The sequence below is a fragment of the Butyrivibrio sp. TB genome, from assembly GCF_900110805.1.
In the GTDB taxonomy this organism is placed as follows: Bacteria; Bacillota; Clostridia; order Lachnospirales; family Lachnospiraceae; genus Butyrivibrio; species Butyrivibrio fibrisolvens_C.
Genome location: NZ_FOER01000022.1, coordinates 1 through 14,200, shown reverse-complemented (window position 1 = coordinate 14,200; position 14,200 = coordinate 1). Strand labels below are relative to the sequence as shown.

Below are 14,200 nucleotides of genomic sequence, written 5' to 3'. Positions count from 1 at the left end.
TTCGATTTTTTATCTATGAGGCAAAACGACCAGCCAAGAACAATTAATAATTCAAACTTCGCACTTGCCAAACATACGCCACCCTCTGAGGCAGAGCCGATGCGGCCCGGCATCACCCAAGCAGGAAATTTTAGTTATTAGTTATTGGGATAGATATACCCATCTCCATCTATTACTACACGAGGCGATATTGACTGCATAAAATTTATGATCCTAGACTTCTCATCACCATATGCCATCCTGACCGTTGAATTCGACTGAATACCGGGAATAAATCTCCAGCTTATAAGTCCATCAGTACCAATCTTTGCTTCTATAAGGCCAGTATCAAGTGTTTTTGAGTTAAAAAGATAATTACCCATGCTGTAGATAACAGGAACCCCATTTACATAATCAAGATTTTGAAGTATGTGTGGATGATCGCCTATGATAAGATCAGCTCCGGCATTTGCAAGATCCGCAGACTGATTTTTTTGTAGATAGTTAAGTTCCAAGGTGTTCTCAAGGCCCCAATGCATATATACAACTACAAAAGCACCTGATGCCTTGGCTTCCATTACTCTCTGACATAAAAGCTCATCCTGCCTGACTCTAAATACTCCGCTTTGAGTATCAGTCGCTCCTCTGGTAAAAGGCGGATCGCTACCCTCTATATCACATCCACTTATAAATGCAATACGAATTCCGCTGGCCGAATTAAAATATACCGTTCTCGATGCTTCTTCAAGATTGCGTCCGGCTCCAACATATGGCATGGACACTGATTCAAGTGTTGTTAGAGTATTAGAAAGGCCGATTGCACCGTAATCAAAAATATGATTATTACCAATGCTAACGATATCGACTCCCATATCAAAAAGATAATGTACCGAAGATGGGTTAGCATGAAAAGTCCAGGTCTTACCTTCAAGAGGAGCACCTTCCAAGGTGTATGGAAATTCATTGTTGACCATACAAATGTCTGCTTCTCTCATACAATCAAGGAGTCCTTGATCTATAACGCCTTCTATCGTTCCACCATTTCTGGCAATACTATATATGATCGCATATCCTTCCGAAAAAAGAACATCTCCGCCAAATACTACTGTGGCAGTATCACCTCCGTCTTTAATATCAAATGAATATTCATTTGGCAAAAGAGCTACCGGTGAATCAGAAGATGGAATCTCCTCATCAGATATTTCCATAGAACTGTCAGATGCCGCATTGCCATCAGAACTTCCGATACCATCACCATCCGCAGCATTATCATTAGCATTGCTCCCATTTGATCCTACATCTAAAGATCCGTTACTATCGCCGCTTATCTCATCCTGAGTCATAGGAACACCAACAGCACCTGTAAGATATTCAGTTCCCATATCATTGTCACTTATCGCATTACCGGTTTCATCAATAGAAATAGCGGATGCACCCAATAAACTTCTGTTTTCATTAGCCTGACATCCCGTAATGCAAAAAGAAAGAACTAATGCCGGAAACAAACAGTTAAAAATTTTTCTTCCAAAGCAGTTTAGATGTCTTATATACACCTTACGTTCCCTTATTTGCATACATCCTCCCAAAGATCTTAATTGTAATAAGAAAATCAGAACATAATATCTTAATAACAGAACAATCTAATTTACTGGCAATATTCTAGTGTTAACTAACATATCGATATAACATACATTTTGAAATTTAAGAAGTCATACTCTATAAAAAGCCAAAAGAATTGCTGCCTATTCTCTAATAATTATATTTAGATTGTCAATAATAAAATAAGGCAACATAAGATGTTATCCATACTTTAATGTTAACAACATAACTTTCATTCATCAATAGAAGGATTTAAACATATTAACTCCATTAAGTACGACACAACAATGCGCACACCAAAAAAGCAGTCACCATCAATGATGGTGACTGCTTGCGATAGCTTATTAAGTTACCGGCCGTTAATTAATAACGGTTAGCTACGATCTTAACGCCAGGTCCCATTGTTGTTGCAAGGGAGATAGACTTAAGATACTGACCCTTAACTGAGCTTGGCTTAGCCTTTGAAATAGCTTCCATAATTGCATTGTAGTTCTCTGTGAGCTGCTGCTCTGAGAAAGAAGCCTTTCCGATCGGAACGTGTACAATGTTAGCCTTGTCAAGACGGTACTCAATCTTACCAGCCTTGATATCAGCGATTGCCTTAGCAACATCCATTGTTACTGTACCAGCCTTAGGGTTAGGCATAAGTCCCTTAGGACCAAGTACCTTACCAAGACGTCCTACAACGCCCATCATATCAGGTGTAGCTACTACAACGTCGAAATCAAGCCATCCTTCGTTCTGGATCTTCGGGATGAGCTCATCTCCGCCAACATAATCAGCGCCAGCTGCCTGTGCCTCGTCAAGTTTTGTACCCTTAGCGAATACAAGAACTTTAACTGTCTTACCAGTTCCGTTAGGGAGTACTACTGCTCCACGGATCTGCTGATCAGCGTGACGTGAATCACAACCAGTTCTGATGTGCAGTTCTACAGTTTCATCAAATTTTGCAGAAGCAGACTTCTTGACAAGAGCAATTGCTTCGTCAGCTTCATACAGCTTTGCTTTTTCGATCAGCTTTGCAGCTTCAACATATTTCTTTCCGTGCTTCATGATCTGCTCTCCTCCTTAGTCTACTACTTCTATACCCATACTGCGTGCTGTACCGGCAACCATGCTCATAGCTGCTTCGATAGTGTTAGCATTCAGATCAGGCATCTTCATTTCAGCGATCTCGCGGATCTTGTCCTTAGAAACCTTAGCAACCTTGTTCTTGTTCGGAACACCGGATGCCTTCTGCAGGTTACAAGCCTTCTTGAGAAGAACTGCTGCAGGGGGAGTCTTTGTGATGAATGTGAAGCTTCTGTCTGTATAAACAGTGATTACAACAGGGATGATAAGATCACCCTTATCTGCTGTCTTAGCGTTGAACTGCTTTGTGAATTCAACGATGTTAACGCCGTGCTGACCAAGAGCTGGTCCAACTGGCGGTGCCGGAGTTGCTTTGCCGGCCTGGATCTGTAACTTAATGTATCCTTCGACTTTCTTTGCCATTTTGGCTTCCTCCTAAGAAAATATGTGGTTGAGCGCAAAAGAATCAGGCAATCTGACAAGTCAGAAAACCGCTCTATGAGCAAATGTCCTTCTGCTCCCACTCCATAGGTGAATATATCTATATAAAGCAAAGTGCTCTATATCATAATAGGAATGCTTATGCATACGCATAAGACATTTATATACAAGTATCTTCTCAACATTCCATTAAAACAAATAGCAAGAGCATGATACATTGCATTCAAAACACAGATCAGCTATCGATTCTGCGTACTTCCGCAAAACTGATCTCAACAGGAGTCTCACGACCAAACAGTTCTACATTGATTGTAGCTGTCTGCTTGCTGTAATCCATACGCTGAACGATACCTGCAGTATCTTTCCAAACGCCTGCAACAACAGCAATCTCGTCTCCAACTTCAAAATCAACTGTCACATTCTGAGTCTTAATACCAAGAGGCTTGATCTCAGCATCTGACAACGGAACAGGCTTAGATCCCGGACCTACGAAACCTGTAACACCCCTGGTATTACGTACTACATACCATGTGTCATCATTCATGATCATATGAACAAGGACATAACCGGGGAACATCTTACGTTGAACAGTCTTCTTGGCACCGTTCTTAACTTCAACTACGTCCTGAAGCGGAACACGTACCTCAAGAATCTGATCTTCCAGATGACGATTTTCAATTGTCTTATCAAGATTGGCTTTTACCTTATTCTCATATCCTGAATAAGTATGAGCAACATACCATTTTGCTTCAGAAGTCTTATCTTCCGGAGCGAGGGCATCCTGACTTTCAGCTACGTTCTCAGCATCAACTGATTCTGCAGCTTCGCTCATGTTGTTCTTTTCTTCTTCTGCCATTTGCATCTCCTCATCAAATTCCTGCACACTGCGAAAACTATCAAACATCTCAGATTACAGGCTCTGAATGAAATTTAAGCCAAGTCCGAAAACATAATCAAGAACAGCAATAAGAGCAGCCATAACCGCGCAGATAATAGTTACTGCTACTGTCTGCTTACCAACTGTCTCTCTAGAAGGCCAAGTAATCTTAGCAAACTCAGATTTAAGTCCTTCCCAGAAAGAACTGATTGTGTTCTTTTTAGGCTCTTTCTTTTCAGAAGCTTTAACTTCTGTCTTATCTGATTCTCCCATTGTATCGGTCTCCCTTCTGTCGCAGGATTACTTTGTCTCCTTGTGGATTGTGTGTCTTCTGCAGAAAGGACAGTACTTCTTGATCTCCATACGATCAGGGTGAGTCTTCTTATCCTTTGTAGTATCATAGTTACGGTTCTTGCACTCTGTGCAAGCAAGTGTAATTCTTGTACGCATCTCTCTACCTCCGCGCGCTTTCTATCTTTTTTCTTAAAGGTCAAATTTTATGCATAAAAAAAAGACCTAAAATTTCATGTCGCTGTACTAGAATATCATAGAGCCGAGAATTCGTCAATATTTTTTTGTAATAATTCTACATAACGTTATACAAATTTTCCTTGATATCAAGCTCTTATCCTTACTTTGTGCGTGCTAAGCAGATTATTACTCGCACGGATGCCCTCTGTCATAAATACGTTTATTTGTTCATAATAACAAAAATCAAAGAGCTCAGAACTATTTCTCAGCTCATCGCTATAGGACGTACTATTTTTTATTAATCGTCATCTTTTTCAAGCTTCAGGAATACTTCGTTCCAGTTTATTATATGTCGAATATACGGATCTGCGCCGTATACGCCTTCAAGATATCTTTTTGCATATTTTTTGTCATTGATCCTATCTTCCTCGACTACAAAATCCGCAAGGCTGTAAAGCACAGTCCTTTGATGCTCACTTCTTGCCGCAAACCATATCTCATCGCGGCGAAGGAAGTCTTTGTCCAAAGTGATCATGTCATAGGACGTTAGTATAAGCTGAGCATTCCTCCGGTTGCTGTTCCTATCAAGATAATACCCCAGGATATGTTTCAGAATAGAGGGATGTAGTTCTAACATACCGGAATCAAGCATCACAGCCTGGCCCTTAAGAAGGCTGTTGGCTATTACAGGAAGAAGGTATATGGTTTTTCTGATTCCGGAAGATTCAGCTTCAAGCGGTATCTCATATTCATCATCGCCTATCCTATGTGTAACACTTATCTTACTTCCTACTACCTTGAGATCAACAATATCAAGATCAAGTTCCGCTACCATATTCCTGAACAGATCCCAAACATCCTCCTGAGATAATGCATCCGTAAGTAGAACTTCTGCATTTTGCTCATCCTGCATAAAATCAAGCCCGCTCACAAAAAAGTTCATTACATCACTTATTATTTTATTCTCCGGAAAAAGACGTATAAGCCTTCCAAGAAATGTTTCGCTTGAGCGAACCTTTGTTACTTCAGCAAATTTCTTATCCTCGATTTTTAGAATCTTACGAAGATTGACCTCCTCATCTTTTCTTTCAAAAATACAAGTTCTGCGCCAATTATCAGTTGGTATCCTGTCAAGGCACTCATATGTTATCTGTGCCTGCTTAATATGCAGACGATATCTGTACTCTGCTTTGTCTGAAGCGAAGATAATCTCAAATTTGGTAGGATCGTTTCTGCTTTCTTTAGAAAAATAGAAAGGGATTGCTTCTCCGCCTCCAATCTGCTCCAGAACCATGCCTTTCACAATTTCCATCGCCTTAAGAAGATTGGACTTGCCGCTTCCGTTTGGGCCATAGATGATAGCTATAGGCAGGAATTCATCATCAAGTGCTTCTATGATATGACCGCTGTGTTCCTTGACTGTTGATACTGCCTGAAGATCAAGAGTCACAGTATCCTTTATGCTCTTATAATTATTAACCGTAAACTGTATTAGCATACGACTCCCTTCGTTTATTTAGATGTCACTTATCTATAATCAGACCACTTAGAACATGATCTTATGACGAATAGGTCAAAAGTCATTATAAATAAAAAATCGTTTTCTCATTAATACCTATCGGCATGGCTACAATTTTCTTTATGAAAAGCCTGTATCTGCCACATTCAAAAAATAGTGGCAAAAATAAGGCTATCAGGCTCCGATACTGTGACTTATTCTGTGTTACAACTTGCCGATAATACTTAGCATAAAAAAAGGGACAGCCAACAGGCCGTCCCCGATAATCTATGACATTATCAAAATGATCAATCTTCCTCAACATCGCCTACAGGCTTTCCACCTGTAGCAAGCCACTTAAGGTAAGCATTGATGAATGGATCAAGATCTCCATCAAGTACTCCGTCAGCATTAGAAACCTTCTCGCCTGTTCTTGTATCATTGACCATAGTATATGGCTGAAGGACATAAGAACGAATCTGGCTTCCCCATGCATTATCCTTAACCTCGCCTCTGATACCGGCAAGTTTAGCTTCATTTTCTTCCATCTTGAGCATAAGGAGCTTGGCTTTGAGCATCTGCATAGCCTTATCCTTGTTCTGGAACTGTGAACGCTCATTCTGACAAGTTACAACAATACCTGTTTCAAAGTGAGTGATACGAATAGCAGATGATGTCTTGTTGATATGCTGTCCACCGGCACCACTTGAACGATATGTATCAATTCGGATATCTTCAGGACGAACCTCGATATCAAGATCCTCTTCGATATCAGGCATTACATCGTTGGATACGAATGATGTCTGACGCTTGCCCTGCGCATTGAAAGGGCTGATACGGACAAGACGATGAACACCTCTTTCAGACTTAAGATATCCATATGCATTCATACCGTTGATCTGGAATGTAACTGACTTAATACCGGCTTCATCACCATCAAGAAGATCAAGCACTTCTACAGTAAAGCCATGACGCTCTGCCCATCTTGTATACATACGATAAAGCATAGAACACCAGTCACATGCCTCTGTACCACCAGCACCAGCAGAGAGCTTAAGGATGGCATTGCACTTATCATACTCACCATTCAAGAGATTGGCGATTCTGATCTCTTCAAGAACTGTCTCAAACTCATCAAGATCTGCTCTTATCTCATCAGCCATATCATTATCTTCTGTACCTTCATCATTGCACATATCGATCATATCAATGATGTCACCGTACTGAACATTAAGATGCTCTATCTTCTCGATAAGATCCTGCATGTTCTTGAGCTCTTTGGTCTTCTTGTTGGCCTTCTCAGCATCATCCCAGAAGGTAGGCTCTTCCATCTCACGATTTAACTCTTCGATTCTTTTTTTCTTACTTTCAAGATCCAGTGAAGCTGTAACCTCATCAAGAGTAGGCTTCAAATTCTGAATCTCGATCTTCATGTTATCTAATACTACCATTTTCAACCTCTATAAATTATTCAACACCGCCCTGAGCGCCGTGGCAGTTCTTATACTTCTTGCCGCTACCACATGGGCACAGATCATTAGGTCTTATCTTGACTGCAGCTCTTTTAACAGGACCCTTCTTAACAGAATCATCCTTGTTAGTACCTGTAACCTTGGCAACCTGCTCACGCTCAACCTTCTCCTGTACATGTACATGGAAAAGAAGTCTTACAGTATCTTCCTTGATTCCGGCCATCATCTCATTGAACATATCATAGCCGGCCATCTTGTACTCAACCTTAGGATCACGCTGACCATATGCCTGAAGGCCGATACCCTGACGAAGCTGATCCATATCATCGATATGATCCATCCACTTACGATCGATTACCTTAAGAAGGATAACTCGCTCGATCTCACGGATTGTCTCTGCTTCAGGGAACTCAGTCTCTTTCTCTTCATAAAGAGCAACTGCCTCTTCTTTGAGCTGCTGCTTAAGGCCATCTTTGGACTTCTTAGTGATACGGCCTCTTGTAACAGGCTTAAGAGGAACTGTTGGTAAAAGAAGCTCATTGAGCTCTTTAAGATCCCAGTCATCAATATTCTGACCATCACCGATCACTGTATCAATGCTCTCTTCAACGATATCTGTGATCATCTTGTAGATATTATCACGAAGTGATTCACCATCAAGAACGCGGCGACGCTCTTTGTAGATGATCTCTCTCTGCTCATTGTTAACAGCATCATATTCAAGAAGGTTCTTACGAATACCGAAGTTGTTCTCCTCGATTCTCTTCTGCGCTGACTCAATAGCCTTGGTAAGAGCCTTGTGCTCGATCTCCTGCCCTTCAGGAATTCCAAGTGCATTGAACATACTGATAAGACGCTCTGAACCAAAGAGTCTCATAAGGTCATCTTCAAGTGAGATATAGAACTTGGATTCACCCGGATCACCCTGACGTCCTGAACGACCACGAAGCTGATTATCAATACGTCTTGATTCATGACGCTCTGTACCTATGATCTTAAGACCACCGGCTGCTCTGGCCTCTTCATCAAGCTTAATATCTGTACCACGACCAGCCATGTTGGTTGCGATAGTAACAGCGCCGTGCTTACCGGCCTCTGCAACGATCTCAGCTTCCTGCTCGTGGAACTTGGCATTGAGTACGTTGTGCTGGATGCCTGCCTTAGTAAGCATCTTGGACAGAAGTTCTGAAGTCTCGATGGTAATAGTACCAACAAGAACAGGCTGTCCCTTATCGTGAGCCTTCTTAACAGCTTCTACAACTGCTTCATACTTTTCTTTCTTGGTCTTATATACAGCATCCTGAAGATCCTTACGAACTACAGGCTCATTAGTAGGAATCTCTACAACGTCAAGAGCATAGATATCACGGAACTCCTGTTCTTCTGTAAGAGCTGTACCTGTCATACCGCACTTCTTGTTGAACTTATTGAAGAAGTTCTGGAATGTGATAGTTGCAAGAGTCTTGGACTCACGCTTAACCTTAACATGCTCTTTGGCCTCAATTGCCTGATGAAGACCGTCAGAATAACGACGTCCTGGCATTACACGACCTGTAAACTCATCAACGATGAGAACTTCATCATCACGAACAATATAATCATGGTCTCTCTGCATCAGGTTATTAGCACGGAGTGCAAGAATTATATTGTGCTGGATCTCAAGATTTTCAGGATCTGCAAGGTTAGAAATATGGAAATAGCGTTCAACCTTAGCAACACCCTGCGCTGTAAGGTTTACAAGCTTATCTTTTTCATTGACAATGAAGTCGCCGGTCTCTTCCTGTTCGATACCCATAAGAGCATCCATCTTGGAAAAATCTCCAACGTCTTCACCACGCTGCATCTGCTTGGCAAGCATATCGCAGGCCTCATAAAGCTTAGTTGACTTATCACTCTGACCTGAAATGATAAGAGGTGTTCTTGCTTCATCAATAAGGATAGAGTCAATCTCATCGATGATAGCGAAGTTAAGGCCTCTTAATACGCACTGCTCTTTGTAGATAGCCATGTTATCACGAAGGTAATCAAAACCAAGTTCGTTATTGGTAACATATGTGATATCGCAGTTGTATGCAGCTCTACGCTCATCTGAGTTCATTCCGTTAAGGACTATACCAACTGTAAGTCCAAGGAATTCATGGATTTTGCCCATCCACTCAGCATCACGCTTAGCAAGGTAATCGTTAACTGTAACAACATGACAGCCCTTGCCTTCAAGAGCATCAAGGTATGAAGGAAGTGTAGCAACAAGTGTCTTACCTTCACCTGTTTTCATCTCAGCAATACGACCCTGGTGAAGTATGATACCACCAATAAGCTGTACACGGAAATGTTCCATACCAAGCACTCGCTTACCTGCTTCTCTTACAACAGCATATGCTTCAGGCATTATATCATCTGAAGTCTCGCCATCAGCAAGACGTTTTTTAAATTCATCTGTTTTGGCACGCAGCTCTTCATCTGTAAGAGCCTGCATTGCAGGGCGAAGTGATTCAATCTTATCTACGATAGGAGCGATTCTCTTCAGTTCCCTCTCTGAATGTGTTCCAATAATCTTATCGAGTAAACTCATAACTTTCCAACTTTCCCCACTTAAATGGCGTTAATTAACCCATCTGTGACTATACGCCTTTTGGCTAACTTCATGCCAAAAATCATGCAGATAGTCGCAGTCCGTTTAGCATTATATCAAAAATCTTATGTCTATTCAATTAACAGCTTGTAAATAATGTAAGTTACCGTCTATGAGCTGTATCTTTAGCCATGGATCTATGGTCTTTATGCAATGAAAAAGCCTCCCTGCCACTAGCTTAGCAGCATGGGAAGCCTTTAAATTAACTATTTGAATTACTATATACCTGTAAGATTAGTATACCTTAGCCTTTTCTTCACCGTTCATAACACGGATAGCGCCCTGAGCGAGTGCAAGAAGCTCGTCTTCACCAGGATATACAGTTACAGGAGCTATGAAACCGATTCTTTCCTTCATTGCAGATGTGATCCTGTCATTGTAAGCGATACCACCTGTGATAATGATCTGGTCAACCTTGCCCTTAAGGACAGTTGCCTGAGCACCTATATCTTTACATACCTGATAGATGAATGCATCCATGATAAGTCTTGCCTTCTCATCGCCGGCATCGATCCTTTTCATAACTTCTCTTGCATCATTAGTACCAAGATAAGCATTGAATCCGCCTGCGCCTGTAGCCTTCTTGAGCATCTCTTTTTCAGAGAACTTGCCTGAATAGCAGAGTCTTATAAGAGCGCCTGTAGGAAGACCACCACATCTCTCAGGAGACATAGCACCGTCACCTTCAAATGCAGAATATACATCTACTATACGACCATGATCGTGAGCGCCTACTGATACACCACCACCAAGATGAGCAACAACAAGACGAAGATCCTCATACTTCTTGTCAACAGACTTAGCATAACGTCTTGCTACAGCCTTCTGGTTAAGAGGGTGGAAAATAGATGTTCTCTTAACATCAGGCATACCTGATACACGAGCTACATCACTAAGCTCATCAACAACAACAGGATCTACGATGTAAGCCTTAACACCGATCTGATCTGCGATCTCACGAGCAAGGATACCACCAAGGTTAGATGCATGCTGTCCCTGAACACCGATCTCAAGATCCTTGATAACAGCGTCAGTAACTTCATATGTACCGCCTTCGATAGGCTTTAAGAGTCCGCCACGACCAACGATTACATCGAAAGTCTTAACATCAATATTTTTTTCCTTAAGGAAATCAAGGATGATGTTCTTACGGAAGTCCTTCTGATCAATGATAGAGTCATATTTGGAAATCTCTTCTGTAGAGTGGCGAAGAGTCTCGTCCATTTTAAGTTCTTCATCCTCAAAGATACCGATCTTGGTTGATGTTGAGCCTGGATTGATAATAAGGCTTTTGATTGCCATAATGTTATCTCCTTTTTTACGAAAAAATCAGGAAAAGGTTAAACATACGAGCACCTCGTAAGCTAACTGTATTCTTGATTTTTAATTTATAGTTACAAGATTTTATATTTCCGGAAGTACATTTCTATTGATTAGAAAGTACCGTTCTTCTGATCTTCTGCAACTACAGCAGCAAGTGCGATAGAGTTGAGCTTAACATCTACACTATCAGAACGTGATGTAAGAATAACAGGAGCCTTAGTTCCAAGAAGAATGTTACCATTCTTAACTTTAGCAAGACGAACGATTGTCTTGTATGTAAGGTTACCAGCGTGAATATCAGGGAAAAGAAGGATATCAGCATCACCAACGATCTTACGGCTCTCAGCACCTGGTTTGAACTTAGCAGCTTCAGGATCGATAGCAAGATCCATGGAAAGAGGTCCATCAACTATGCAGTTCTTGATTTCGCCTGCTTCGCAAGCCTTAGTAAGCTCATCAGCTTCTACAGTAACTGGCATCTTAGGATTTACAACTTCTACAGCAGCAAGAGGAGCTACCTTAGGCATATCTACGCCGCAAGCTCTTGCAACATTAACTGTATATTCTATGATCTGCTTTTTATCTTCAAGTGTTGGATAAGGAAGGAATGCAACGTCTGTAAGGAACAGAAGTCTGTCGATACCCGGAATTTCGAAAACGCAAACGTGAGAAAGTGTCTGGCCTGTACGAAGACCAACTTCTTTGTTAAGAACACTCTTAAGGAAAGTCTTGGAATCAAGAGAACCCTTCATGTAAATATCTGCCTTGCCATCATGTACAAGCTTAACAGCACATGTAGCAGCTTCCTGCATATCCTTAACATCAATTACTTCATACTCATCAAGGTTCATGTTAAGAGACTTAGCGATCTCAGCGATCTTCTCAGCATCGCCTACAAGAACTGCGTCAACAATCCCCTTCTGGTGTGCAAGCTCTACAGCCTCCAGCACATGCTCATCCTGTGCATATGCAACAGCAAGCTTCTTCTTGCCTGTTGTCTTGAGCTTAGACAGGATATCATCAAAACTCTTACTCATTTTAAAACTTCTCCTTTCACATATCCGTGCTTTTATGAGTGCTCATGAAATATGACACTCTTTTATTCATGCATTTTGTTAAAATAATAACACACCACATTTTAATTTTCAATACTGCCACCTATATGGCTTATATTTAGTAATTAAAATCCCTCTGCCCTACGCTTCTTGCGCATTGCGATTCTCTTTAGAGCGCCTTCCCATTCTGCTTTCTGGCACTCAGTCTCTATCTTAAGACCATAAGGAATGGTAAGAGGCTTTTCGTCATCATCAAGACACACTTCTGTAAGATAAGCTCTGTTTATGACATGACGAAGACCTGTCTTTCGATCCTCAACATAGGTATCAACTCTGACTTCCATAGAAGTTCTGCCAACATAGGTAAGATATGCTTCAATGACTACTATATCCATAAGAAATGCCGGTTTCTTGAACTGAAGATTATCAACTGCAGCTGTTGTAACAGTATGAGCACAGTGTCTTGTAGCAACAATACCTGCCGCTTCATCTATCATAAGCATCAGGTTGCCACCAAATAAACGTCCATAGCCATTGATATCTTCGTGCATCATTACTTTATATCTTTCGACTTTAGAATCTTCCACTGTTTTATATCCAAGTTCGCGTTCAATCTTATCTTCTACCATAAATACCTCCAAAATAAGAACTTTATCTTTTATGAATTCTATATTAATCCTATCGATACATGTTATGTCAGATCTCTATATAAGAGTTATATCACATACCTCTAAGACACATTATATTTACTTTTGATAATAATATATCTATCTTTGTTGAATATCGTATTTATGTAAGTCATATTATCTATCTTCAAGAGCTATCATATCTATATATTCGACATAATGAAATAAAATAATATATTTGATTTGTGAAAAAAGCAGTGATTATAATCTCTTGTATATAGACAAAATAAAACGACAAGCTATTAACTTGTCGTTTAAAATATGCCGGCAACCGGAATCGAACCGGTACGGGTATTACTACCCATGGGATTTTAAGTCCCAGGCGTCTGCCAGTTCCGCCATGCCGGCGTATTAACATTATTTATAAAGAAAATGGGACCTATAGGGCTCGAACCTATGACCCTCTGCTTGTAAGGCAGATGCTCTCCCAGCTGAGCTAAGATCCCATGTCTTAAACATATTTGAAAAAAGTGGAGCTTCGGGGACTCGAACCCAGGACCGACCGGTTATGAGCCGGTTGCTCTAACCAACTGAGCTAAAGCTCCAAAAAACTACGCTTTCGCGTCATAAGAAAACTTCTTAATGACCCCTAGCAGGTTCGAACTGCTGTTACCGCCGTGAAAGGGCGATGTCTTAACCGCTTGACCAAGGGGCCGCGTTGTCTCGCCTCACAGCGAAATACATAAAATATACAGAAGCTAACTCTGTAGCTCCCCAAGTAGGACTCGAACCTACGACACTTCGGTTAACAGCCGAATGCTCTACCGACTGAGCTATTGAGGAATGTTTTAATTGTTCCTTCAAAACCGAACACTGAATCTCCAAACTTATCTTAACTTCTTTGGTTAAGTCCTCGACCTATTAGTACACATCAGCTGAGAATGTTACCACTCTTACACCTTGTGCCTATCAACCTCGTACTCTCCAAGGGGTCTTACCACTTGCGTGGGGATATCTCATCTTGAGGGGGGCTTCACGCTTAGATGCCTTCAGCGTTTATCCCTGCCAGACTTGGCTACCCTGCCTTATGCGATTGCCTTCGCAGCAGATACACCAGCGGTCCGTCCATCCCGGTCCTCTCGTACTAAGGACAGCT

Annotated in this window: 12 protein-coding genes, 5 tRNA genes and 1 rRNA gene; all 18 read right to left on the bottom strand. The window is 41.2% G+C overall.

All coding sequences use genetic code 11. The features are described from left to right. Nucleotides 1-137: 137 nt before the first annotated feature. Entirely contained in the window at nucleotides 138-1,553 is a 1,416-nt protein-coding gene (locus BMX21_RS14085) for a CapA family protein (RefSeq protein ID WP_092045414.1), read from the bottom strand. 388 nt (nucleotides 1,554-1,941) lie between these two features. Next, the gene (gene rplA / locus BMX21_RS14080; RefSeq protein WP_022754395.1) at nucleotides 1,942-2,631 is read right to left on the bottom strand and encodes a 50S ribosomal protein L1; all 690 of its coding nucleotides are present in this window, start codon (nucleotides 2,629-2,631) and stop codon (nucleotides 1,942-1,944) included. 15 nt (nucleotides 2,632-2,646) lie between these two features. After that, a complete protein-coding gene (gene rplK / locus BMX21_RS14075; protein ID WP_022754396.1) occupies nucleotides 2,647-3,072 on the bottom strand; it encodes a 50S ribosomal protein L11 in 426 nt (141 codons plus the stop codon). Nucleotides 3,073-3,325: 253 nt separating this feature from the next. Beyond that, a complete protein-coding gene (gene nusG / locus BMX21_RS14070) occupies nucleotides 3,326-3,946 on the bottom strand; it encodes a transcription termination/antitermination protein NusG (protein WP_177174051.1) in 621 nt (206 codons plus the stop codon). A gap of 54 nt (nucleotides 3,947-4,000) precedes the next feature. After that, nucleotides 4,001-4,240 carry a preprotein translocase subunit SecE gene (gene secE, locus BMX21_RS14065; RefSeq protein ID WP_022754398.1) on the bottom strand — a complete coding sequence of 80 codons (240 nt, stop codon included), beginning with the start codon at nucleotides 4,238-4,240 and terminating at the stop codon, nucleotides 4,001-4,003. A 27-nt stretch (nucleotides 4,241-4,267) separates the two neighbouring features. Then, a complete protein-coding gene (rpmG, locus tag BMX21_RS14060) occupies nucleotides 4,268-4,417 on the bottom strand; it encodes a 50S ribosomal protein L33 (RefSeq protein WP_022754399.1) in 150 nt (49 codons plus the stop codon). A 319-nt stretch (nucleotides 4,418-4,736) separates the two neighbouring features. After that, nucleotides 4,737-5,936: an AAA family ATPase gene (locus BMX21_RS14055; protein ID WP_092045412.1), complete on the bottom strand. Its 1,200-nt coding sequence runs from the start codon at nucleotides 5,934-5,936 to the stop codon at nucleotides 4,737-4,739. 308 nt (nucleotides 5,937-6,244) lie between these two features. Continuing rightward, nucleotides 6,245-7,387, bottom strand: coding sequence for a peptide chain release factor 2 (gene prfB / locus BMX21_RS14050; protein ID WP_022754401.1), 1,143 nt, complete (start codon nucleotides 7,385-7,387; stop codon nucleotides 6,245-6,247). Nucleotides 7,388-7,403: 16 nt separating this feature from the next. Next, nucleotides 7,404-9,980 (bottom strand): preprotein translocase subunit SecA, encoded by a 2,577-nt coding sequence (gene secA, locus BMX21_RS14045; protein ID WP_022754402.1) that lies wholly within the window; start codon nucleotides 9,978-9,980, stop codon nucleotides 7,404-7,406. A 294-nt stretch (nucleotides 9,981-10,274) separates the two neighbouring features. After that, nucleotides 10,275-11,342 carry a butyrate kinase gene (gene buk, locus BMX21_RS14040; RefSeq protein WP_022754403.1) on the bottom strand — a complete coding sequence of 356 codons (1,068 nt, stop codon included), beginning with the start codon at nucleotides 11,340-11,342 and terminating at the stop codon, nucleotides 10,275-10,277. A gap of 131 nt (nucleotides 11,343-11,473) precedes the next feature. Continuing rightward, the gene (gene ptb / locus BMX21_RS14035) at nucleotides 11,474-12,400 is read right to left on the bottom strand and encodes a phosphate butyryltransferase (protein ID WP_022756774.1); all 927 of its coding nucleotides are present in this window, start codon (nucleotides 12,398-12,400) and stop codon (nucleotides 11,474-11,476) included. Between the two features lie 143 nt (nucleotides 12,401-12,543). Further along, on the bottom strand, nucleotides 12,544-13,047 hold the full coding sequence (locus tag BMX21_RS14030) for an acyl-CoA thioesterase (RefSeq protein ID WP_022754405.1): 504 nt from the start codon (nucleotides 13,045-13,047) through the stop codon (nucleotides 12,544-12,546). A gap of 319 nt (nucleotides 13,048-13,366) precedes the next feature. Further along, nucleotides 13,367-13,452, bottom strand: a tRNA-Leu gene (locus tag BMX21_RS14025). A gap of 25 nt (nucleotides 13,453-13,477) precedes the next feature. After that, nucleotides 13,478-13,550, bottom strand: a tRNA-Val gene (locus tag BMX21_RS14020). 25 nt (nucleotides 13,551-13,575) lie between these two features. Then, nucleotides 13,576-13,649, bottom strand: a tRNA-Ile gene (locus BMX21_RS14015). Nucleotides 13,650-13,687: 38 nt separating this feature from the next. Continuing rightward, nucleotides 13,688-13,759, bottom strand: a tRNA-Glu gene (locus BMX21_RS14010). A 55-nt stretch (nucleotides 13,760-13,814) separates the two neighbouring features. Beyond that, nucleotides 13,815-13,887: transfer RNA gene (locus BMX21_RS14005), tRNA-Asn, on the bottom strand. 58 nt (nucleotides 13,888-13,945) lie between these two features. Continuing rightward, nucleotides 13,946-14,200, bottom strand: a 23S ribosomal RNA gene (locus tag BMX21_RS14000); the annotation flags it as partial.